Raw genomic sequence first — 21,392 nt, 5'->3', positions numbered from 1 at the left:
GCGCCTCGTCATGCGGTGTTCTCGTTGCCGTCGCAGTGGCCATTGGCGGCGCTGAACAGCGTCTTCAGCTTCGCATTGACCGCGATCAACTCCCGTACTGGCGCCGCCGCGAGTTGCTGATCGAAGAGCGTGAGAACCTGACCGAGTAGCGCGTAGGCGTCGTGATCGACCACGCAGAGGCCCGTTTCGAGTCCTGCCTGCCGGCAGCGCAGAATCGCGCCCTCCGCGTCGCGAAACAGCTCGGGTACGGCCGAACCATAGCCGCGCTGATTCAGCAGCATCGCCATGTAAATGGCCTGCGCCATGCTGCCGACGTGATATTGATTGGCGACGCCGCTGCGTAATGCCTCGAGCGTCATGTGATAGTCGAGCGAAATTTCGCCTGCTTTGGCAGGTACGATCGGGCGCAGCATAGCCTTCGGGTGCGTGCGCGGCGACTTCGCGGGTGCAGCGCGAGTAGGGCTCGCTTTTCTGGTCATAAGCTCACTGAGGCAGCCGGCTCGCGCCGGCCGCTACACCATCACGGAACCTGACAACGTCCATAACGGAAAACGGCTGCGCCGCGCGCGACGCGGCGCCGTTCCCGTTAGCCCATATGCAGACCGCCGTTCAGCGAGAAATCCGCCCCGGTCGCAAAGCCCGCTTGATCCGACGCGATCCACGCGACGATCGACGCAATCTCTTCCGGCGTGCCGAGACGCCGTACCGGAATTGTCGCAACGATTTTTTCCAGTACTTCCGGACGGATGGCCTTGACCATGTCGGTGCCGATGTAGCCCGGCGACACGGTGTTGACCGTCACGCCCTTGGTCGCCACTTCCTGCGCGAGTGACATCGTAAAGCCATGAATGCCGGCCTTGGCCGTGGAGTAGTTGGTTTGCCCGAACTGGCCTTTCTGGCCGTTGACCGACGAGATGTTGATGATGCGCCCAAAGCCTCTGCCGACCATGCCCTCGATGACCTGTTTGGTCACGTTGAACAGGCTCGTGAGATTGGTGTCGATCACCGCTTCCCAGTCTTCGAACGTCATCTTGCGGAACATGCCGTCGCGCGTGATGCCCGCGTTGTTGACGAGCACGTCGACTTCACCAACTTCTTTCCTGACCTTCTCGAACGCTTTCGCGGTGGACTCCCAATCCGCGACGTTGCCTTCCGATGCGACGAAGTTATAGCCGAGCGCTTTCTGATCTTCCAGCCATCGGGCTTTGCGCGCCGAGTTCGGGCCGCAGCCCGCGATGACGGTGTAGTTCTCTTTGTGCAAGCGCTGGCAAATGGCGGTTCCGATACCGCCCATGCCGCCGGTTACGTATGCAACACGGTTTGCCATAAGTCCTCCTTCTTGTTTGGGTGAGTTGAGCAAGTTTGATTGGAGGATGGACCTATTATTGGCAGCGGCCAATGGCTGGGACGATGGGCATTTTCACCTACGGGTTAACTGCCAAATCAGGGGTGGAATCGTTGCTTGACGGGGCAATGAATTACGTCGATTGCGGGTTGCATGCTTTGCGAACTCCGGGGGCGCTCGAGACTGCCGGCCGCCCTCCCGTCCTTGCCTGCGCGCCGTCTTCCTCTTACCCTTAGCCTTAAGTACCTGCCCCGGACACCGTGCGGCAGGCTGCCTGCACGGTCGTCGATGCGGGGCGCGAAGCCGTCCCTCGCTCCCGCTCTATTCGTGTGATCATCAGAGGCGCATCAGGATGGCTGACTATCTTGCTGACATCGATCCCGACAGGTTGAACTTCCTTGGGATCTTCGGGCTGTTGATTGGCGGCCTCGCGCTGTTTCTTCTCGGTCTGGAGTTCTTGACCGGCGGCCTGAAGGCGATCGCGGGATCGAAACTGCAGTCGCTGATCGGCGTGCTGACCGCAAGCCGGTTTCGCGGCGTGGTGGCGGGCGCCGTCGTGACCGCGCTGCTGAATTCGTCGACCATCACGACGGTGCTGATGGTCGGTTTCGTGTCCGCCGGCCTGATGACGTTGACCCAGGCGGTGCCGATGATCATGGGCGCGAACATCGGCTCGACCATCACCGCGCAGATCATCGCCTTCGACGTTTCGCGTCTGACGCCGTACATGCTGTCGATCGGCTTCGTGCTGCACGCGTTTGCCCCGCGCGAGCTGCTGCGGCAGATCGGACGCGTCGTAATGGGGCTAGGACTGCTGTTCATGGGCATCCAGCTGATGGGCGAGTCCACGCATCCGCTGCGCACCTATCAGCCGTTCATCGACGCGATGCAGGACATGCGCAATCCGCTCGTCGGCGTCATCGTGGGGGCGGTCTTCACCGCGGTTGTGCAAAGCTCGGCGGCGACGCTCGCGGTCGTGATTGCGTTGAGCGGCCAGGGCTTGATGCCGCTCGAAGCCGCCATCACGCTGATTCTCGGCGCGAATGTCGGCACCTGCGGCACGGCACTGCTCGCCTCGATCGGCAAGCCACCGGAAGCGTTGCAGGTCGGCGTCGTGCATCTGATCTTCAATGTGCTCGGCGTCGTGATTGCGCTCTTCCTGATTCCGCAGATGGCGGAGGTCGTGCGCTGGATATCGCCGTCGCATCCGGAACTGCAAGGGCTTGCGCGCCTCGCTGCCGAAGCGCCGCGTCAGGTAGCCAATGTGCATACGCTGTTCAGCGTCGCGAACACGCTGCTGCTGATCTGGTTTGCCGGTCCGATCGCGCGGCTCGCGCAACTGGTCGTGCCGAAGCGCGCGAAGGCCGCCAAACCCGCGGGTGATCCGCAGTATCTCGACGAGACGTCGCTGGCGGTGCCGGCGCTTGCACTGCAACGCGTGCGTATCGAGCTGACCCGGCTCGGCGCGCAGGTGCTCGACGTTGTGCAACGCGGCTCGCAAATGGTGTCGACCGGCACGATGGAAGAGATCAATCAGATGCTCGATCAGGACAAGGAAAGCGACCGGCTGGCCTTCGAGATTCTTCAATATATCGGCCGCCTGTCGCAGCGGCAGCACTCGGAGGAAGAAGGTCAGCAGGTGGTCGGCTATACGCAGGTCACGAGTCATCTGGAGAGCATCAGCGGCATTGTCGGCATGACGCTGATGACGGTCGGACAACAACGAATGACGCAGCAGATCGATCTGCTGCGTCTGCGCGATGCGGCGACCACGCAGTTTTCCGAGGCGGTGATCCGCAATCTCGAGCAGGCGATCCGCACGATTGCGACGAGCGATCCGGAAGAGGTCGCGAAGGTCGTCGACGCGAAGGCCGGCATCGACAAGCTCGCCGCGACCGCGCGTCAGGTCGTGCTCGCGAAGCTTCAACTGGCGGACAAGGCGGACGTGGTCACGTTCCGGATCGCCATGGATCTGATCGAGCAGGGCCGGCAGATCGCGCAGTTCGCGCGGGCCATTGCGAAAAATGTGGCAGCGCTTCAAGAGCTGCAATAACGCGCGACGCATGATTGGAGATCGATATATTCGCGCAAAGTGATCGCCAGCACACGGACGTTGGGGTTGCGCGAGCTCTAAACTTGTGGCGTGTCATCCTCGTGACACGCTTTCAAAGAGAGTGGGATTGCCCGCCTTTGCTGTGCGGGCTTTTTTCGCCTCGCGCGTGTTGTGGTATCAGTAGTCAAGGCGCGGCGGTGAAGTCGATCGTGCGACGACCCACGGTAACTCGCACAATAAGCAACGCCTGAAGCGATTTAACACACGCCGCATCCATAATTTGATAGCCTTTGTCGCAGCAGAGCATTGAACTCAAGGAGGGCTTCACCATGATAAGGTGGCTTGCTAACTGGGCTTCACAACATGCTCCTACTCCCGAGAAACAGGCCGAACGCGCGCTGAACAACTTGCGCATGGAACTGTTTCAGGCCGAACAGCTCGTGCTCGACGCACAGCTGCGTGCCGATTACTATCGGGCTCGCCTGACCTTCCTCGAAGAAGTCACGAGAAAGGGAATCGAACAGGTATCGGACGAACGCAAGGCTCCTCTGGAGCCTCCCCAGCCGTTGCGGCCGGGACTCAAGCTCACCGCGGCGCAATAGCCGCGTCTATTCCATCGCAATGTGTTCCGTCACCCGCGTTTCGATACGTGGGCTGATGGCAATCGTGCTGTCGCGGGCAGTGCGCGCTCTCGATAGTCGATTGTGCGAGCATTGATTGCCGAGCGGAGAAGTGTCCGGTTGCCCGGTTTCGTGCTTCGACCGGGCAACCTGGACTGAGGGTTTGATTTTTACTGCGTGATTTTTACTGCGTGATTTTTACTGCGCCTCGCTTACTGCGAAACGCCTGCTTCGTCCTGCTTAACTTGCCAGATCGGGCGGCAGCTTGCCGCCGTTTGCCGCGAGCGCCTGCATCACCTGCTTGTGCAGCCAGATGTTCATGCTCGCGGAGTCGTTCATGTCCCCGCTGTACTTCAATTCCTGCGCAAGTTGCTTGCGGTGTTCGAGACTGCTGTCGACGCCGAGTGCCTTCATCGTGTCGACAATCGACGTACGCCAGTTCAACGTCTGTCCGCTTTCGCTGACGAGTTGATCCATCACGGCGGCCACGTCGACGTCGGTCAGCGGCGCGGGCGCGGTGGGAGCGCTGGGCGTCGCGGCTTGCGCGGCGGCCGGGTCGGGGGTGGGTTCCGTCGCGGGGGGAGGTTGGTCCGGCTTCGCTTTGCCGAACAGCTTGTGCACGATGTCACCAAAAATACTCATTTCCGAAATCTCCGCGGTTGAATGACGAATGCGAGTGGGGGCGCTCGCAGGACATACCCCCACTATGCTACGCGATCTACCACAGTGAAAAACGTAATATTTTGTCAACCCGTCGACTGCTCGTATTGGTTCGCGCGCAATGATCCTGGCACGACTTAGCCCGCGTCACGTCAACATGACGCTGTGCGTGGTTGATGGAACGAGCAAAACATCATTGCGTCACGAGCCGCTGAACCAGTTGTAGCCCTGGTTCTCCCAATAGCCGCCCGGATACTGGTTCGTGATTTCGATAGCGACGACATGCTTGGGATTCTTGAAGCCGAGCTTGGTCGGCACACGCAGCCTCATCGGGAAACCATACTTCGGCGGCAGCACGTCACCGTCGTAAGTCAGCGTGAGCAGCGTCTGCGGGTGGAGCGCGGTCGGCATGTCGATGCTCGTCCAGTAGTTGTAGTCCGCGCAATGAAGCGACACGTACTTTGCACTCGTGTCCGCGCCCGCGCGGCGCAGGAATTCGGAAAAGCGCACGCCGCCCCAGCGACCGATCGCGCTCCATCCTTCGACACAGATAAGACGCGTGATCTGGCTTTCCTGCGGCAGCGCGCGCAGTTCGTCGAGCGTCCACGTACGCTTGCCGTACGCGAGGCCGCTGACCTGCAGACGGTAGGTCGCGGCATCGATCTCGGGCACCTCGTCGACGCCATAGAACGCATTGAACGGAAACGGCCGTGTGATCATCGATGCCGGATACGTGGGCGCCAGCTTGTTCGGATCGAACAGCAGTGCCTGCACGTCGTCGTTGAAGAACGAGATGCGGCGCAGCGCGGTATTCACCGCCTTGTCGTCGGTCAGATCGCAACCGGACAGCAGCGCGATGCCGCCTAACGTCAGCAGCCGCCGGCCGAACAGCCGGCGCGCAGGCGATTTGAGTTCGCGCTGAGCATCGCGAATGATCGATTCGCCATGCGTCGCGAGGAAGGTGCCTTGTTGCGCGGTTCGTTTTCGGATCGTCATGATTTACCGTCCGCGTAGCATCAACAGCAGCGAGCGGGGCACGAGCGCAACCATCGCGAGGTGAATGACGAAAAACGCCACCAGGACGCTCATACACATGAAGTGCACCACGCGCGCGTTGTCATATCCGCCCATCAGCGTGCGCAGCAGTGGGAACTGCACCGACTTCCAAATGGCGAGCCCCGACAACACGATCAGCAGGATGTCGGCGATCACGGCGAGATAGGCGAGCTTTTGCACCGAGTTGTAGTGCGCGAGGTCGTCGTGTTTCAGGCGCCCGCTCAGCGCAGCGAGCAGATCGACGACCAACTGTTTCGGCCGGACAGGCAGCAGCTTGCGTCGAAAGCGTCCGGTCGCCAGATTCAGCGCCAGATAGACGATGAAATTGGCGACCAGCAGCCACATCACTGCGAAATGCCATTGCAGCGCGCCGGCGAGCCAGCCGCCAAGCGTGATCGAAGGTGGAAACTCAATTGCGGGAAAGATCGGCGACGCGTCGTAGATCTGCCAGCCGCTCATTACCATCAGCACGACCGCGACGGCATTGATCCAGTGCGTAATTCGCACCCATCCGGGTTGAACCATGTTGTGCCTCAAGACCACTCCATGCTCGTTGACAATCATTCCGGTGCCGCGGAAGCCGTCAACGGGATGCCGTCGGCGCCGGTATGGGGCCGCAGGCAGGATCGGGCGACGAGGTACGCTGCGAGCGTCTGACTGGCATTGCGCCCGAAGCGGTATCGCGATCGATCGACGGTTATTCTGTCGTGTCTGAAATCTTTTCGTTCTTGCTATCGACTTTCAATGACGATGCACATCGCGCAGGAAGGCCGTCCCGCCGCATGGGAAACGCAGCATACGACATTCCTGACTACGGACGGACGCTGGCTCGAAGGTTGCAGCGCGGAAGGGGTGTCGCAGCACCCTGAGCCGGGTAGCGCACAACGGTAATTGAGTACCAGCCGGCCGGTCTCGCGAGGCCGGCTCAGCCCGAAGCGGAATGGCCATAGCACGGTCATGCCGCTTTTTTTTGTGCTCTTTTTGCGCGGGGCAAATCCGCTACCAGCGCGGCGCATCCATGTTGATCGGAAAAGCGGGGCGTCTCACTGCCGTTCTATGCGAGTTCATTCCCGCTTCATCTGTTCTGTTTATCAGGGTGTGCACCGGCAGGCGTTCGAAAAGCCCGCTTCGAAGGGCCGTGACTCTGGTTTGAACGCTTGTCCAGCGGGGCTTTGCGCGAATCGGACGGGCTTCGCCGATGCTATGCGGAACGCTGAGAATGCGGATACTCGCATCGACCCAATGGTTAACCCGCGCTTTGGCCCGCGAAGGACGAAACGTACCTTCATGCCAGTTATTTGAGTAAGCCGTGTAGGAGCCCATCGCCACGATGGAGACGGAGTCGACGTACTTTGCGAAGCTAACCCGCTTCGAGCGCGCGATGAGACCAATGAAGGAGACAGGAGAGTTTTGATGACCAGTACTACCAGCGGTAACAGGATTGATGTCAAGAAGTTCATCGACGAACGGTCGATTTCGCCCTACCAGTGGCTATTGGTCGTGCTGTGTTTTCTGATCGTGACCGCCGACGGCATGGACGTCGCGATCATGGGTTTCGTCGCGCCTTCCATCATTCATGACTGGGCGATTTCGCGCCCCGAATTCGGACTCGTGATGAGCGCGGCGCCGATCGGTCTCGTGATTGGCGCATTGTTCGCGGGTCCGGCATCGGACCGCATCGGCCGCAAGTGGGTGCTGATTACGTCGGTGTTTCTGTTCGGCGTGTTCACGATCGCGACTGCATTCGCGCAATCGCCGTTTTCGATGGCAGCATTGCGTCTGCTTAGCGGTGTCGGTCTCGGCGCCGCGATGCCGAACTCGACGACGCTGCTGTCCGAGTACGCACCGCAACGCAAGCGCGCGCTGCTGATCACCGTGATGTTCACGGGCTTCAATCTCGGCTCGGCATTGATCGGCTTCGCGGCCGGCTGGCTGATTCCGGTTCACGGCTGGCGCGGTGCTGATTTTCGGCGGCGCACTGCCGCTCGTGCTGATCCCGATCCAGATCTGGCTGCTGCCTGAGTCGGCCCGTCTGCTCGCGGTGCGCGGCGCGCCCGCGCAGCGTATCGGCAAGGTGCTTGGCCGTGTGTGCGGCGTGCACTTCGCGGGCAATGAAGTGTTCGTGTCGAACGAACCGCCGTTGCCGACGCGCAAGCCGATCGGCGTGCTGTTCTCGCAAGGCTATGGCTCGATGACGATCGCGCTGTGGGTCACGTATTTCATGGGCCTGCTCGTCATCTATCTGCTGACCGGCTGGCTGCCGACGCTGATGAAGGATGCGGGTCTGTCGGTCACGACCGCGGCCAACGTCACGGCGATGTTCCAGATCGGCGGCACGATCGGCGCGATCCTCGTCGGCTGGCTCATGGACAAGGCGCGTCCGGCGCCGGTCATCAGCGCCGCGTATATCGGCGGCGCACTGTGCGTGCTCGGGCTCGGCCACATCGGCGCGCTGTCTTCGTCGCTCGCATTGCTGGTGTTTGCCGCGGGCTTCTGCATGAGCGGCGCGCAAACCGGTCTGAACGCATTTGCACCCGGCCGCTACCCGACCGTTGCGCGTGCGACTGGTGTGAGCTGGATGCTCGGCATGGGCCGCTTCGGCAGCATCTTCGGCTCGGCGATAGGCGGCGCGCTGCTCGGCTTCGGCTGGCAGTTCGGCGCGATCCTGGCGATGCTCGCGATCCCCGCCACACTCGCCGCTATCGCCATCCTGGTGAGCCAGCGTGTGGCCGGCGCCGAAACGGTGGCGCAGCCGAATATCGCGCATTGAGGCGTGAGGCAACGCGGCGCGCGTGCGTTTCGCGGGCGCCGCTGGATAAATTCATCTACTGAGGAATCACGGTGATCATCGACATTCACGGACACTACACCACCGCGCCGAAAGCGTTGGAGACGTGGCGTAACCGCCAGATCGCAGGCATCAACAGTCCTTCCGGGATGCCGAAGGGGTCGGAATTGCAGATCAGCGACGACGAGCTGCGCGAGTCGATCGAAAACAACCAGTTGAAACTGATGCGCGAGCGCGGCCTCGATCTGACGATCTTCAGTCCGCGCGCGAGCTTCATGGCGCACCACATCGGCGACTTCGAAATCTCGAGCACGTGGGCCGCGATCTGCAACGAACTGTGCTATCGCGTGAGCCGGCTGTTTCCCGAGAACTTCGTGCCGGCCGCGATGCTGCCGCAAAGTCCGGGTGTCGATCCGGCCACCTGTATTCCTGAACTCGTCAAATGCGTCGAGCAGTACGGCAATGTCGCGATCAACCTGAATCCCGATCCGTCGGGCGGCCACTGGACCAGCCCGCCGTTGTCGGACCGTTCCTGGTATCCGATCTACGAGAAGATGGTCGAGTACGACATTCCCGCGATGATTCACGTGAGCACGAGCTGCAACGCGTGCTTCCACACCACCGGGTCGCACTACCTGAATGCGGATACCACCGCGTTCATGCAATGCCTGACCTCGGACCTGTTTCGCGATTTCCCGACGCTGCGTTTCGTGATTCCGCACGGCGGCGGTGCGGTGCCGTATCACTGGGGTCGTTTCCGCGGCCTCGCGCAGGAACTGAAAAAGCCCTTGCTGAAAGACCATCTGCTGAACAACGTGTTCTTCGACACCTGTGTCTATCATCAGCCGGGTATCGACCTGCTCACGCGCGTGATTCCCGTGGACAACATCCTGTTCGCGAGCGAAATGATCGGCGCGGTGCGCGGCGTCGATCCGGAAACCGGTCACTATTTCGACGACACGAAGCGCTACGTCGAAGCCGCGGATATGAATCCGGAGCAGCGCTACAAGATCTACGAAGGTAACGCGCGGCGCGTCTATCCGCGTCTCGACGCGTCGCTGAAAACGAAGGGGCTGTGATCATGTATGAAATCGGAGTCGTCTATCGCAACATCCAGCGCGCGGATGCGGAGGTGGCAGCGAAACTCGGCGCGCTCGGTTCGGCCACCGTGCATGAAGCCATGGGCCGCACGGGCCTGCTCCAACCGTATATGCGCCCGATCTATACCGGCGCGCGCGCGAGCGGCACGGCCGTCACGGTGCTGCTGCAACCGGGCGATAACTGGATGCTGCACGTCGCGGCCGAACAGATCCGGCCGGGCGACGTCGTCGTCGCCGGCGTCACCGCACAGAGCACCGACGGTTACTTCGGCGATCTGCTGGCCACGAGCTTCAAGGCGCGCGGCGCTCATGCGTTGATCATCGACGCCGGCGTGCGCGACGTCAGCGTGTTGAGCGAAATGAACTTCCCGGTCTGGAGCAAGGCGATTTCCGCGAAAGGCACGGTCAAGGCGACGCTCGGCTCGGTGAACATTCCGGTCGTGTGCGCGGGTGCGTTGGTCACACCGGGCGACGTCGTCGTTGCCGATGAGGACGGCGTGGTCGTGGTGCCGGCGGCCGCCGCGCAAGCCGTGCTCGACAAGGCTGCGGCGCGCGAGGCCAATGAAGCCGGGAAGCGCGCGAAACTCGCCTCTGGGGTGCTCGGTCTCGACATGTACAACATGCGCGGGCCGCTCGAGCAGGCCGGACTGCGTTACAAGGACTGACAGGCGTGGTCGCAATGATCAACGATCAAGCCACGCGCGCGCCGATCACCGGCATTTCGTCGATGGCCATGCGCCAGGTGCTGGCCGGACTCGCCGCGTTCTACGAGCGGCGCACGGGGCAGGGCGTCGCCATCGAATCGGTCGGCGGCGTCGATGCGGCGCGCCGGGTCGAGGATGGCGAAGTCTTCGACATCGTCGTGCTTGCCGCCGACGCGATCGAGCGGCTCGTGGTGACGGGTTGTGTCGAGGCGGCGAGCCGCGTCGGGCTCGCGCGCTCGGGCATCGCGGTCGCGGTCGCGGCCGGAGAAACGCACCCGGACATCGCGTCCGAAGCAGCGCTGCGCGACGCGATTCTCGATGCGCGCAGCATCGGTTACTCGACGGGGCCGAGCGGCACGCATCTACTGAAGCTGTTCGAACGCTGGGGCATTGGCGGGCAGATCGCTTCGCGTATCGTGAAGGCGCCGCCGGGTGTGCCGGTCGGCACGCTCGTCGCGCGCGGAGAAGTCGCGCTCGGCTTTCAGCAGATGAGCGAATTGATTCACGTGGCGGGCATCGACGTGCTCGGCGAGCTTCCGGCCGCCACCCAGTCCACCACGACTTTCACCGCCGCGATCTGCACGGTGGCGCGCCAGCGTGAAGCAGCCCAGGCGTTGCTGGCGTTTCTGGCCTCGCGCGAGGCCGACGGCGCAAAGCTGCAAAACGGCATGTCACCGGCTTGATGGCGGGCGGCGCTCGCCGCCCAGGCTTGTGTCCTTGCCTTTTCCGCCTCCATCTCTTTGCGCGAGCGCATGCTCGGCTTCGAAACGCTGAAAGCGCCGACCGGCCATGCCCGATCGGATGGAGGAGGCAAAACGCTACGAATGAAAGCGGATTCAAGCCAGCAGCTTGCCCCACTCGTAATCGATACTGTCCGGCGTGAAGGGCAGCACGCCCGCGCCGGGCGTAAATGTAAGTTCGCCGAAATAAACGAGGTCGTCCGGCGCATACAGGTCGACGCGCACATAGTCGAAGTCTTCGCACAGACGGGCCGCGACATCGAGCACGGCCTGTAGATGCGGCGGGCGCGGAGCGGGCAACGCGCTGCGCTTGTAGTCGCCGATTGCGATATCGAGGTGATTCCAGTCGGCGTCGTACACGTCGCCGTGCGTCGCGTCGCCGAATCGATCCGAGATCACGAGGATATAGATGATCGGCCCGCCAGGACGGCCGCCAAAGCAGTGCATTTTGAAATCCGCCGGAATCTGGCCGCGCCGATCGAGCAGCAACTGCTCGAAGAAAACGCGCGGCTCGATCGTCCGATAGTGCCGCTCGCGCCCAACGTAATAGAATTCGGCGCGCAACCATTGGTCGGCGAGCTTCTTCAGCTTCTCGAACGAGGTCTCTGATTTGTTTCTCACCACTTCGACGTAGCTGCTGCCGTGATTGGCTTTCATGACGAAAGCATCCGGCAGTGCGTCGAACACTTCGGGCGTGAATGCATCGGGCGCTGCGATCAGCGGTATCAAATGCTTGTCGCCGATTTTCCGGGCAATATATTCCCGCACCAGAAGCTTGTCGGTCAGGTCGATATAGCGCGGATCAGGATGAAGATTGCGCTGCAGGATCTTCTCATTGAACGTCACCGGACGAATCAGGTTCGGATAGCGGCCAATGCATTTGTGATGTAACAGGCTTAGGAAAAGGGCGTCCGGCAATAGCGTTTTCGCCGCTTCCTTGATTTTTCTCGCGGTAGATGGCGATTGCCCGTGCGCCGCATGCGCACCGGTGTGCAAGCCCGGTTGCCCGCAGGGCGCGGCCAGAGCACTGTCACCGGACTGTAGGGAGGCCATGTTTTTCGGCGCGACGGCCGCATCCTGCGCGGCCAGTTCGGCGGATTTGATGATCGTCATGTTCTAATCCCTTTGCGGTCGAGTCGACGAGTCGTCCTCGGAGTAACGGGAATTGAAATCAAAGCGCCAGCGGCGCTTGCCGCAACATCTCGGTCGCGGCACTCCAGCTTTCCTCCGGCGTCAGCCAGCGTTCCTCCGCATCCACATGCTGTTGCGCGCGGAATTGCGTCGGCGACATGCCATAGCGCTCCTTGAATAGCCGCCCAAGCCGATTACCGTCGCCCATTCCGCAGCGGCGCGCAATCTTGTCGACCGGAAGATCGGTGTTCTTCAGCATCGAGCGAACGATCTCGAAGCGTGTGCGCAGCAGATATTCGAGCGGCGTCATGCCGAACTCGCATTTGAAGCGGCGCTGGAAATTGCGCTTGCTCATCGCCACCGATTCGGCCGCCTGCGCAACCGAAATAGCCTTGCTGTAGTTTTCCTTGATCCAGCGCGCCGATTCGCGAATCTTCTCCGTCGTCGTCGTGATGTTGACGTCGTCGAACTCGGAGCGGCTTTTCTCGGCGTAGCCGTTTTGCAGGATGCGGCCGATCTTGCGGGCAGTGTCGGTATTGATGTCGCGTTCGATCTGCGCGAGCGCGAGATCGGTCGGCGTCACATTGCTTTGCGTGCGCGCGGCGTCACCGCTGTCGTCGAACAGAAAAATCGGCACGATCGATTGCAGCGGATCGTTGCAGACGACCGCGAGATTTGCACCCTGTTGCATGCCGAAAGATGCAATCGATCCTTGCAGCGAGATCCACGACAGAAAGCGGTCGTTGGATTCCGCGACTTCGGTGACGTCGCGGCAGGCCACGAAGAGCGCGTGGAAATCAGCGAGGCAGTAGCGTTCGAGGCCTTGCGTCCAGATCGATATGCCGGACGAACTGGTCACCAGGCCGCCGCCGTCGGATACCACGGTAAACCGGTATGGCGCCTCTTCGCCAGCCGTTCTCTTGAACTCATTGGCAAGCCGGAACGCGTCGCCGATCGCGCCGGTACTTGCCATCGAACAATCCTGAAAGACGAATAGACCAATGTGCTTCATGACGCGAGCTTCTCCAGTCAGGAAAATCTACGCATTGAGATTAGCGCATCGATTTGGGCGAGACGAGCTTGGCCGGCATGCATGGGTGTTTTGGCGTAATCGTCAGGATTCAAGAAATTCTTACCTCGCTATTCGCAGAAATGCGTGCTACTAATTAACGTTGCACGGAATTTTTTTCCCGATCAATTAGCGCGATTCTTGCAAGCGACATGCTGGGGCATCGGCGGAATGCGCCGAGTGGCTTGGATTCGGCGCGATTTGCGGGATAACAAGGGCATTCCTGGCACTTGAGCCGTGCAATTGGCGTTCTGTCGCGATGTACGATGCCTGTCGTATTACTCTGTTACAGCAATTGCAGATCGCAACAAGCCTTTCTGGGTTCTTTTCATTTGTAAAAGGCTCCGCATTATCGGCCAATAGCACCCTACTTTGGGCCGCCGGCGAATGCCTCGATCCTTTGCGGACTATGCTTCAGCGCAACATCGAGAGAGAAATTGTCAATCGCGGATTACGTGAATGGCGGGCTTCGCATTTGCTGATTCGTGAGAAGAACAATCGGCAATACCGCGGTGGATAAGCAATAGGTGTGTAGCCTTCCGTGGTTCGAGAGGTCCCGAACACGGCTCCCCGACCTAACCCGACACAGCACGTCGCTTCGCCGTGCTGCCAGCCAATCGAGGGTCTATCCGGCCGGCGGCATAAATAGCGACGTGGCGACGCAAAGCGATCGCCGATCGTTTTGTTTCATCAACCTGCAAGGATCAGACCGGTGGATTACTATCCGCAAAACTCGCTCTATCCCGCTGTTGATACCGAGCGTAGACAACTCAGTGCCCGCGCGATGCTCACGCTAATGCGCGACCACATCTGGGAGATCGTGGTGACGACGGTCGTCGTCCTCACGTTCGCGGTCGCGTATCTCCTGATTGCCACGCCTATCTATTCCGCTGACGTAATCATTCGCGTGGACCCACCCGAGCCAAATGCCCTCGGACTCGCGTTGCAGAACCAGGAACTGTTGCCGCCACCGACGCCGTCGTCGGTAACCGAAATGGCGGTCATGGAAAGCCGTGCAGTTTTGCAGCCGGTGATGGACCAGTTCCGTTTCGACATTTCGGTGAAGCCGCACAAGCTTCCGGTTCTCGGCGACATCGCCGAAAAATTCGCTACACCGGGACAGCCCGCGGCGCCGTGGCTCGGGCTGAAATCGTTTGCATGGGGCGGCGAGCGTGTGCAGATCGCCGCGCTCGACGTGCCGCGCGAACTCGAGGAAGAGAAGCTGACCTTGACCGCGCTCGACAATGGCGCCTTCGAATTGCACGGCCCGTCCGGCGAGTTGCTGGCGAGAGGCACGGTCGGCATGCCGCTCAAGCAGAACGGCGTGTCGATGCTCGTGAAAGAACTCGATGCGCGGCCGGGTACGAAGTTCGAGGTGATCCGCTGGAATGAGCTCGATGCCATCAAGCGCTTCACCAGTCTCGTCAAGATTGGCGACAAGGTGAAAGACTCCGGGCTGATGCAAATCCAGTACCGCGACAAGAGTCCGGACAAAGCCGCGGCCGTCGCCAATGCATTGGGAGAGCAATACCTCGCATCCGCGGTGGCGAGCCGGCAAGCGAACGACACGCAGACGCTCGCGTTTATTGACGGCGAACTCCCGCGTCTACTCGGCGAATTGCGAAAAGCCGAGGAAGCGCTGAAGAACTTCCGGTCGCGCTCGCAATCGATGCAGCCGACCAACGAGGCGCAAGCCTATTTGCAGGGCGGCCTCGATCTCGACAAGCAGATCGCGGCGCTGCAATTGCAGCGCACGCAAATGCTCGAGCGCTATACGGGACAGAGCCGCTGGGTGCAGAACGTCGACGAGCAACTGGCGCAATTGAAAGAAGCGAAAGCGAAATTCTCCGACCATTTCAACGGCATGCCCGCGTCGGAACGCGCGAGCGTCGATCTGATCCGCGCGCAGAAGGTCGCGGAAACGGTGTATCTCGGCATGGTGCAGAAGGCCGAGCAATTGCAGGTGCGCCGCGCCAGCACGACGGGCGGCGCGCATATTCTCGATCGCGCGATCAGACCGCATATGCCGGTCATGCCACAGCCGATTCTCGTGCTCGGCGGCGGATTGGTGCTCGGTATCGTGTCCGGCGTCGTGTTGGTCTTCATGCGCCGCCACGTGATGATCGGCGTGACCGACCCGCGCTACGTCGAGCGCCAGATGAGCGTGCCGGTGTTTGGCGAGATTCTGTTCAGCCATCAGCAACTGCTGCTCGACCGCGATGCGACCGCGGGGCGCAAATCGCTGCCGGCAGCAGTCGGGCGCGGCCATCCGCCGATGCAGAAGAGTCTGCACGAGATTCAGTTCGATTCCGGCGTCCAGAACAGGATTCTCGCCGCGCGCTTTCCACACGACACGTCGGTCGAAGCGCTGCGCAGCGTACGGACCGCCGTCACGCGCGATCTCGCGCATGCACGCAACAACATCGTGATGATCATCGGGCCCACGCCGTCGGCCGGCAAGAGCTTCGTCGCCGCGAATCTGGCGATCCTGCACGCTGAAATCGGCTCACGGGTGGTGCTGATCGATGCCGACATGCGACGCGGTCATCTCGCCTCGCTATTCAACGAGAGCAATCGTGGAGGCCTTTCCGAAGTACTGTCCGACCGCCTGCCGCTCCGCAATGCGCTGCGCTCGACCCGCATCGACGGATTGACGTTCCTGTCATGCGGCGTGCGCCCGGAGAACCCCGCCGCGCTGCTGATGAGGCCGCACCTGAAGGATGTGCTCGAGCGGCTGTCGAGCCAGTTCGATCTGGTGATCATCGATACGCCGCCTTTCCTCGCGGTCACCGACGCCTCGATCGTCGCGAACGAGGCGGGCGCATCTCTGCTCGTGCTGCGCTCGGGCATGCAAAGCGAGGAGGAGATCGCCGACACGCTCAGAAAGGTGGAACGCGCGGAAGGGCGCATCGCGGGCGCGGTGTTCAACGGCATTCCGCTGCGTCGAAGCACGAAGAACTATGGCTACGAAACGAACTATGCCAGCGATTTCGGCGAAAACGACGTCGGACAGCAAGCGCCGCGAGGCGCCTGAGCGTGTGGAGACCCCAACGCGGTAAAGCGCGTTCGCGATGGCGTAAAACGGAGAACCAGATGGCCTTTGCAATCAACGGAAAGTTTACTTCTCAGTCCATCACGGGGGTTCAACGCGTTGCGTATGAGCTGACGCGGGCCATGCAGATGCGCGCCGCGCCCGGTGATGAACCGGAAGTGTTCGTGCCGCAAAACGCCGTCGAGCCGGGGGCGCTGCTCAAACCGCAACGCCGCTTTCCGTGGCTGCGCGGCACGCTGTGGGAGCAGATCACGCTGCCAGTCGCCGCACGCGGCATCACGCTGCTGAGTCTGTGCAATACGAACCCGCTGTTCAAGCACAGTCAGGTCGTGATGGTTCACGACATGGCCGTCTTTGACGTGCCGCAGGGCTTTTCGAGGAAATTCCGGCTCTGGTATCGCATCTGTTTCGCGCTCTTGCCGCGCACGCATCCGATCGTTCTGACGGTCTCGACGTTTTCGAAAATGCGTATCTGCCATCACCTGAAAATCGACGAATCGCGTGTGAAAGTGGTGGCGCCCGGCGCGGATCATTTCGACCGGATCGTTGCCGACCCATCGGTGCTGCAACGGCTCGAATTGAACAAGGACGCCTATTGCGTGATCGTCGGCAGTCTCGATCCGCGCAAGAATCTGCGCGGCGTGCTCGATGCGATCGTGCGGCTCGGGCATCTGCGCGACGTCAAATTCGTCATCGTGGGAAAACAGTATCCGCGCATCTTCAGCGGTGCAGGCGTCGAGCATCCTGTGCATTCGCGGCAGGTCGTGTGGGCAGGTTTCGTGTCGGACGCGGAGTTGAAGGCACTGTACGAGAGCGCTGGCTGCCTCGTGTTTCCGTCGTTGTACGAAGGTTTCGGCCTGCCGCCTCTGGAAGCGATGTATTGCGGCTGTCCGGTGATCGCGTCGGCGCGCACGTCGATACCCGAAGCATGCGGCGATGCCGCAATGTACTGCGACGCGACCTCCGCGGACGACATCGCCGCAAAGATCGCGCAGATGATGAGCGACGCCGGTCTTCGCCAACGTTATCGCAGCGCGGGGCTGCTGCATGCGCGCGAGTTTCGCTGGGAGCGCGCGGCGCAAACGGTGCTCGAAATCCTCGATGTCAAGACTGGCGAGCGGCTGCCCGAACTGACGCCGCGCGCGTCCGCGAGCTAGCGATGGGTGGGCACGAACATGGATCGCATGAAGACCCGTGCTGGCAGAAGACGTGCATTGCGCACACTCGCCGCGTTGGCGGCGGGTGCGGCCGCGCCGTTGTCGAATATCAGGCCCGCTGTCGCATTGGTACGGGACGCACCGACCGCCAACGCGCGCGCTCGCATGATCACCGATCTGATCGGCACGAACGGCTGGGCCGGATCGGCCGCCGACATCGAGATGTGGCGAGCGATGGGCATCAGCTGGGGGCGCGACACGGTCGGCCCCGGTCAGCCTCATGGGCCCGGCGAGGCGATGCGCATCGACAAAACGGGCTCGGCGTTCGAAAGCGATCTGCCGTCGGTGTTGTTGCGAAACGAGCGCAATGGAATCGGTTCGCTGCTGCTGCTCGGCTATACGCCGAGATGGAATGCGAGTGTGCCGGGTGACAGCAATTCGGCACCGGTCGATGTGGACGCGTGGAAGCGGTATGTCGACGCGGTGGTCCGCAAGTATTCAGCGCCGCCTTATAACCTGCGCTATTTCCAGATCTGGAACGAGGCGGCCGGCAAGTTGTCCGGCGGCTTGCCGCAGTCCGTGTTCTGGCATGGCCCGGAGTTCAGCAAGGACGAAAAACGCGCGAAACCGTACGAACGCGCGATGCAGGATTACGTCGAGCGGATTCATATTCCGGCGGCCCGCATCATTCGCAGTTATCGCGCGTATGTGGTGTATGGCGGCTGGCCGGACCAGGGCGGCCTCGATAACTTCCACCGCTGGCTCGAATATCGCAGTCCGGTCTTGAAAGAGCGCATGCTCGATTGGGTCGACTACATCGACACGCACTACTTGCCGGTTGCCGATATGGAATCGCTGTACCAGCGATATGTGAAGAACGGTCCCGCGCGCGGCATCTGGCAAACGGAGATCGGCAACGAGTACATGAAAGACCCGCACTATTTGCCGCGTTATTTCTTCGACTTCGCGGTGTGGGCGCTCGGCAGGAATTGGGACGACCCGAACAAGTACCTGTCGATGATCTATCACTGGGACGGCTATGAACCTTTTCGTCTCACGCATCCCGGTCCGCCTGAACGAACCTACAACGTTTCCGGTCGAAGCTTGGTCGTGTTGCATCAAACAGCGGGCGGGCATCTGGCGAGTTTTGCGAAGCCGCTGCAATGCGGTCCGGGTGTTGCTGCAAATGCCTTGCTTTCCGGCAACGACCTCGTGATGCAGGTGAGCAGCAGCGCGGGCTGGCAGAACATTTCCATCGGCGGGCTGCAGCCGCTGCGCTCGCACGCGGTGCAGGTCGATTTCATCGATGCGCTGAGCGGCGAGGTGAGCGCACCGGACAAGGTTGCATCGAGTTGGGACAACGATTTGATGAACGTGCGATTCAAGGTACCCGACCAGGTGAACGGCGCTGGTAATAATCCGCCCAAACATCTGGCTTATCTCGTGGTGCGTCGTGTGACGCAGGCAGTGGCATAGCGATATTTCGCGAGCATGACGACCGCCGGGAGCCGGCGGATCGAACCTGACGGATAGCGTTGACACATCATGAAGCAGGTCACCATTGCGATTTGCAACTACAACTACGAGCACTATCTGGCCGCGGCGATCGACTCGGCGCTCGCGCAGGATTATCCGGCGACCACCGTCATGGTCGTCGACGATGGCTCGACCGACGGTTCGCGCGAGATCATCGAAAGCTATGGCGATCGCGTACTGACGTTGTGCAAGAAAAACGGCGGCCAAGTATCCGCCTACAACCATGCAATCGCGTCGCTCACCACCGAGTATGTGATCCTTCTCGATTCCGATGACGTGCTGTACCCATCCGCGGTTACCGAAGTCATGCGCTTTTTCGAGGGCGGCGAGTGGGCCAAGGTGCAATTCCGGCTCGACGTGATGGACAACGAAGGCGCATTGACGGGCGTCTACGTACCGAATAGCGAGCCGCCACACGACTGCGGCAGGCTGCTGCGCGGCGGGTGGCTCTATCCGTCCCCGCCCGCGTCTGGCAATGCTTACCGGGTGAGCGCGCTCAAGCAGATCTTCCCGGTTCCCGAAGAGGGCGTGAATCGCTATGGCGCGGACTTTTATGCGATCTATGGCGTCGCGCTGGCTGGACCGATCGCGACCGTGTCGAAGTCGCTAGGCGGCTACCGGGTGCATAACGCGGGCAGTGAAACGGTGTCGTTCGCGAACTCGGAACAACTGACGAAAGCGCCGCGCGCGTTCAACATGCGCTGGGCCATTCTGCGCAATATCGCCAAAGACCGGCTCGACATAGAACTACCGGCAACATTTCTCGACTTCTCACACGAGAAAGCGACATTCTGCTCTTCCGTTTATCGCGCGACCCTGTTCCGGCGCTGGCATTGGATGATCCGCGATTCACGCAACTATCTGCACACGATCATTGCAAATCCGTTCTGGAGCCTGAAGAAGAAGCTCGGCACGCTCGTACTGTCGAGCCTGTGTCTCGTGCCTTACTCGCCGCTGTCGGATTTCGCGGTGCGTTATATCGCGAACCCGCTTGCGCGCCGTCGCGTCGCAGGACGCTGAGGCGAAGGAGGACGGCATGGATAGACGAACGAGCGCCAATCTGATCGTATTTGTGTACGCCGGCTATTTCATGAGGTACGTGTACCTCCTGATCGTCGTGCCGTTCTATGGCCGAGTGCTCGGCGTGGCCGAATACGGCCGGGTACTCGCGTCGATGTCGCTGATGAACGCGATATGGATGCTCGTCGGCTTCGGCTTTGTCTTCGTCGGCATGCGCGAGGTGGCGAAAGCGCAGTCGACCCAGGAATGCAATGCGATCTATTCGCTGCATGTCAGCGCGCGGCTGACACTCGCCGTGATCGGCGCGGGCATCGGCATCATTGCGACGTTCTGTTCACCGTTATTGTCGGAGCGGCCGCTGATCGGCCTGCTCGCGACCTTGCTAGGTATCGTGTCGGCATGCAATCTCGGCTGGCTGTTTCAGGGGCGGCAACAGATTCGCACGCCGATCATGATCGAAGTGTTCGGCTTCGCGCTGAGTCTCGTGCTGGTGCTGACTCTCGTCAAAGGGCCGAACGATGCCGTATGGGTGTTGGCGAGTCTGCTGATTGCGGGTATCGCGTCCTTGATCATTGCCTACGGTTTGACGACGTGGCAACTCGGCTGGCCGCGTCTGGCGTTTGCCGGCGTCCTGCCGCTCGTGCGCAGGTCGACGATGCTGTTCTGCTATTCGTCCGGCTCAGTCCTGCTGACGGCATCGTCGACGTATTTGCTGACCTTGTTCTCGACGCCCGCGGAGGTCGGCTATTTCGGCGCGGCCGAGCGTTTCGCGACGATCGGACTCGGCCTGATGGCCCCCGCGGCGCAAGTCTTTATTCCGACGATAACCCGGCAACTCGCGCAGGGCGACAAGGCGGGCGCGCATGTCACGACGCGGCGCGGCGCCATCTTGCTGCTCGGCTATGGCGTGCTCGTGCTGTGCGGCGCGCTGACGCTGTCGCCTTTCGTGTTGCCGCTGATTCTCGGCGCCGCGTTCGAGCCGAGCGTGCACGTGTTGCAGGTGTTTGCATGGATGTTCCCGTTCGCGGCTTTCAACGAGTTCGTCGCGCTCTATGTATTCGTGCCGCGCAGGAGAGACCGGGTGCTCGCGATTGCCGGCGTCGCCTCGGCGCTGGTCAATCTCGCAGCGGTGCTCGTTCTCGCGCCGCGTTTTGGCGCGATTGGCATGGCCTCTGCTCGGGTGATCGGCGAAGCGGCGCTGTCGGTGACGCTGCTCAGCGTGTTGATTCGCCTCGAGCTGGTCGGGCTGTTGCCCGGCGCCGAGCGTGCGCTCGAGCGGGTGCGGGTGGTGTGCGGGCTTAGTACGCAGGCGGGCGGCGCAAAGGACGATTGAAGTGGCGCGTGAGTGTGTGGGAGTTTGG

The 21,392-nt window shown here is 61.4% G+C and carries 18 protein-coding genes and 1 pseudogene; 12 read left to right on the top strand and 7 right to left on the bottom strand.

Translation table 11 applies throughout. The features are described 5' to 3' along the window. Positions 1 to 8: 8 nt before the first annotated feature. Together OKW27_RS18150 and OKW27_RS18145 are read right to left on the bottom strand one after the other, a co-directional pair. Positions 9 to 413 carry a Fis family transcriptional regulator gene (locus OKW27_RS18150; RefSeq protein ID WP_184067430.1) on the bottom strand — a complete coding sequence of 135 codons (405 nt, stop codon included), beginning with the start codon at positions 411 to 413 and terminating at the stop codon, positions 9 to 11. Positions 414 to 586: 173 nt separating this feature from the next. Next, complete coding sequence (locus tag OKW27_RS18145) at positions 587 to 1,327, bottom strand: 3-ketoacyl-ACP reductase (protein WP_090809155.1); 741 nt, start codon at positions 1,325 to 1,327, stop codon at positions 587 to 589. A gap of 370 nt (positions 1,328 to 1,697) precedes the next feature. Here OKW27_RS18145 and OKW27_RS18140 point away from each other — a divergent pair, with 370 nt between their 5' ends. Both OKW27_RS18140 and OKW27_RS18135 read left to right on the top strand, forming a co-directional pair. After that, on the top strand, positions 1,698 to 3,398 hold the full coding sequence (locus OKW27_RS18140; RefSeq protein WP_429334300.1) for a Na/Pi cotransporter family protein: 1,701 nt from the start codon (positions 1,698 to 1,700) through the stop codon (positions 3,396 to 3,398). A 329-nt stretch (positions 3,399 to 3,727) separates the two neighbouring features. Continuing rightward, positions 3,728 to 4,000 carry a hypothetical protein gene (locus tag OKW27_RS18135; RefSeq protein ID WP_013091148.1) on the top strand — a complete coding sequence of 91 codons (273 nt, stop codon included), beginning with the start codon at positions 3,728 to 3,730 and terminating at the stop codon, positions 3,998 to 4,000. Positions 4,001 to 4,258: 258 nt separating this feature from the next. Here the strand turns inward: OKW27_RS18135 and OKW27_RS18130 are convergent, their stop codons facing one another. The 3 genes from OKW27_RS18130 to OKW27_RS18120 all read right to left on the bottom strand — a co-directional run bounded on the left by OKW27_RS18130 (position 4,259) and on the right by OKW27_RS18120 (position 6,259). Next, positions 4,259 to 4,660 carry a DUF3597 domain-containing protein gene (locus OKW27_RS18130; protein ID WP_429334299.1) on the bottom strand — a complete coding sequence of 134 codons (402 nt, stop codon included), beginning with the start codon at positions 4,658 to 4,660 and terminating at the stop codon, positions 4,259 to 4,261. A 219-nt stretch (positions 4,661 to 4,879) separates the two neighbouring features. After that, positions 4,880 to 5,674, bottom strand: a complete 795-nt coding sequence (locus tag OKW27_RS18125; RefSeq protein ID WP_429334298.1) for a molybdopterin-dependent oxidoreductase — start codon at positions 5,672 to 5,674, stop codon at positions 4,880 to 4,882. A 3-nt stretch (positions 5,675 to 5,677) separates the two neighbouring features. Then, positions 5,678 to 6,259 carry a cytochrome b/b6 domain-containing protein gene (locus OKW27_RS18120; RefSeq protein ID WP_429334297.1) on the bottom strand — a complete coding sequence of 194 codons (582 nt, stop codon included), beginning with the start codon at positions 6,257 to 6,259 and terminating at the stop codon, positions 5,678 to 5,680. 219 nt (positions 6,260 to 6,478) lie between these two features. Here OKW27_RS18120 and OKW27_RS18115 point away from each other — a divergent pair, with 219 nt between their 5' ends. The 5 genes and pseudogenes from OKW27_RS18115 to OKW27_RS18095 all read left to right on the top strand — a co-directional run bounded on the left by OKW27_RS18115 (position 6,479) and on the right by OKW27_RS18095 (position 11,009). Continuing rightward, entirely contained in the window at positions 6,479 to 6,625 is a 147-nt protein-coding gene (locus tag OKW27_RS18115) for a hypothetical protein (protein WP_167368753.1), read from the top strand. A 522-nt stretch (positions 6,626 to 7,147) separates the two neighbouring features. Next, positions 7,148 to 8,504: pseudogene (locus tag OKW27_RS18110) on the top strand (MFS transporter). A 71-nt stretch (positions 8,505 to 8,575) separates the two neighbouring features. Further along, positions 8,576 to 9,601, top strand: coding sequence for an amidohydrolase family protein (locus OKW27_RS18105; RefSeq protein WP_429334296.1), 1,026 nt, complete (start codon positions 8,576 to 8,578; stop codon positions 9,599 to 9,601). Between the two features lie 2 nt (positions 9,602 to 9,603). After that, positions 9,604 to 10,287 (top strand): 4-carboxy-4-hydroxy-2-oxoadipate aldolase/oxaloacetate decarboxylase, encoded by a 684-nt coding sequence (gene ligK / locus OKW27_RS18100; protein ID WP_184067453.1) that lies wholly within the window; start codon positions 9,604 to 9,606, stop codon positions 10,285 to 10,287. A 14-nt stretch (positions 10,288 to 10,301) separates the two neighbouring features. Beyond that, the gene (locus OKW27_RS18095) at positions 10,302 to 11,009 is read left to right on the top strand and encodes a substrate-binding domain-containing protein (protein WP_429334295.1); all 708 of its coding nucleotides are present in this window, start codon (positions 10,302 to 10,304) and stop codon (positions 11,007 to 11,009) included. Positions 11,010 to 11,162: 153 nt separating this feature from the next. Here OKW27_RS18095 and OKW27_RS18090 read toward each other — a convergent pair whose 3' ends face one another. Both OKW27_RS18090 and OKW27_RS18085 read right to left on the bottom strand, forming a co-directional pair. Further along, on the bottom strand, positions 11,163 to 12,179 hold the full coding sequence (locus OKW27_RS18090; protein WP_429334294.1) for an ATP-grasp fold amidoligase family protein: 1,017 nt from the start codon (positions 12,177 to 12,179) through the stop codon (positions 11,163 to 11,165). A gap of 58 nt (positions 12,180 to 12,237) precedes the next feature. Further along, on the bottom strand, positions 12,238 to 13,170 hold the full coding sequence (locus tag OKW27_RS18085) for a GlxA family transcriptional regulator (RefSeq protein ID WP_429334293.1): 933 nt from the start codon (positions 13,168 to 13,170) through the stop codon (positions 12,238 to 12,240). Between the two features lie 808 nt (positions 13,171 to 13,978). On the opposite strand from OKW27_RS18085, the gene OKW27_RS18080 reads away from it, so the two are divergent. The 5 genes from OKW27_RS18080 to OKW27_RS18060 all read left to right on the top strand — a co-directional run bounded on the left by OKW27_RS18080 (position 13,979) and on the right by OKW27_RS18060 (position 21,364). Continuing rightward, the gene (locus OKW27_RS18080) at positions 13,979 to 16,300 is read left to right on the top strand and encodes a polysaccharide biosynthesis tyrosine autokinase (protein ID WP_429334292.1); all 2,322 of its coding nucleotides are present in this window, start codon (positions 13,979 to 13,981) and stop codon (positions 16,298 to 16,300) included. A 59-nt stretch (positions 16,301 to 16,359) separates the two neighbouring features. Beyond that, the gene (locus OKW27_RS18075; protein WP_429334291.1) at positions 16,360 to 17,475 is read left to right on the top strand and encodes a glycosyltransferase family 4 protein; all 1,116 of its coding nucleotides are present in this window, start codon (positions 16,360 to 16,362) and stop codon (positions 17,473 to 17,475) included. 18 nt (positions 17,476 to 17,493) lie between these two features. After that, entirely contained in the window at positions 17,494 to 18,951 is a 1,458-nt protein-coding gene (locus OKW27_RS18070; RefSeq protein WP_429334290.1) for a hypothetical protein, read from the top strand. Between the two features lie 69 nt (positions 18,952 to 19,020). Next, complete coding sequence (locus OKW27_RS18065; protein ID WP_429334289.1) at positions 19,021 to 20,031, top strand: glycosyltransferase family 2 protein; 1,011 nt, start codon at positions 19,021 to 19,023, stop codon at positions 20,029 to 20,031. 16 nt (positions 20,032 to 20,047) lie between these two features. Then, positions 20,048 to 21,364, top strand: a complete 1,317-nt coding sequence (locus OKW27_RS18060) for a lipopolysaccharide biosynthesis protein (protein ID WP_429334288.1) — start codon at positions 20,048 to 20,050, stop codon at positions 21,362 to 21,364. Positions 21,365 to 21,392 lie beyond the last annotated feature (28 nt).

Source organism: Paraburkholderia sp. 35.1, assembly GCF_050436525.1.
GTDB classification, from domain to species: Bacteria; Pseudomonadota; Gammaproteobacteria; order Burkholderiales; family Burkholderiaceae; genus Paraburkholderia; species Paraburkholderia tuberum.
Note: the sequence above shows the minus strand (reverse complement) of the source record. Positions and strands in the feature narration are given on the sequence as shown.

What these genes read in the sequence shown, in the direction of transcription:
- OKW27_RS18150 (WP_184067430.1), bottom strand. Translation starts at nt 413, where the DNA reads ATGCTGCGCCCGATCGTACCTGCCAAAGCAGGCGAAATTTCGCTCGAC.
- OKW27_RS18145 (WP_090809155.1), bottom strand. Translation starts at nt 1,327, where the DNA reads ATGGCAAACCGTGTTGCATACGTAACCGGCGGCATGGGCGGTATCGGA.
- OKW27_RS18140 (WP_429334300.1), top strand. Translation starts at nt 1,698, where the DNA reads ATGGCTGACTATCTTGCTGACATCGATCCCGACAGGTTGAACTTCCTT.
- OKW27_RS18135 (WP_013091148.1), top strand. Translation starts at nt 3,728, where the DNA reads ATGATAAGGTGGCTTGCTAACTGGGCTTCACAACATGCTCCTACTCCC.
- OKW27_RS18130 (WP_429334299.1), bottom strand. Translation starts at nt 4,660, where the DNA reads ATGAGTATTTTTGGTGACATCGTGCACAAGCTGTTCGGCAAAGCGAAG.
- OKW27_RS18125 (WP_429334298.1), bottom strand. Translation starts at nt 5,674, where the DNA reads ATGACGATCCGAAAACGAACCGCGCAACAAGGCACCTTCCTCGCGACG.
- OKW27_RS18120 (WP_429334297.1), bottom strand. Translation starts at nt 6,259, where the DNA reads ATGGTTCAACCCGGATGGGTGCGAATTACGCACTGGATCAATGCCGTC.
- OKW27_RS18115 (WP_167368753.1), top strand. Translation starts at nt 6,479, where the DNA reads ATGACGATGCACATCGCGCAGGAAGGCCGTCCCGCCGCATGGGAAACG.
- ligK (WP_184067453.1), top strand. Translation starts at nt 9,604, where the DNA reads ATGTATGAAATCGGAGTCGTCTATCGCAACATCCAGCGCGCGGATGCG.
- OKW27_RS18095 (WP_429334295.1), top strand. Translation starts at nt 10,302, where the DNA reads ATGATCAACGATCAAGCCACGCGCGCGCCGATCACCGGCATTTCGTCG.
- OKW27_RS18090 (WP_429334294.1), bottom strand. Translation starts at nt 12,179, where the DNA reads ATGACGATCATCAAATCCGCCGAACTGGCCGCGCAGGATGCGGCCGTC.
- OKW27_RS18085 (WP_429334293.1), bottom strand. Translation starts at nt 13,170, where the DNA reads ATGGCAAGTACCGGCGCGATCGGCGACGCGTTCCGGCTTGCCAATGAG.
- OKW27_RS18075 (WP_429334291.1), top strand. Translation starts at nt 16,360, where the DNA reads ATGGCCTTTGCAATCAACGGAAAGTTTACTTCTCAGTCCATCACGGGG.
- OKW27_RS18070 (WP_429334290.1), top strand. Translation starts at nt 17,494, where the DNA reads ATGGATCGCATGAAGACCCGTGCTGGCAGAAGACGTGCATTGCGCACA.
- OKW27_RS18065 (WP_429334289.1), top strand. Translation starts at nt 19,021, where the DNA reads ATGAAGCAGGTCACCATTGCGATTTGCAACTACAACTACGAGCACTAT.
- OKW27_RS18060 (WP_429334288.1), top strand. Translation starts at nt 20,048, where the DNA reads ATGGATAGACGAACGAGCGCCAATCTGATCGTATTTGTGTACGCCGGC.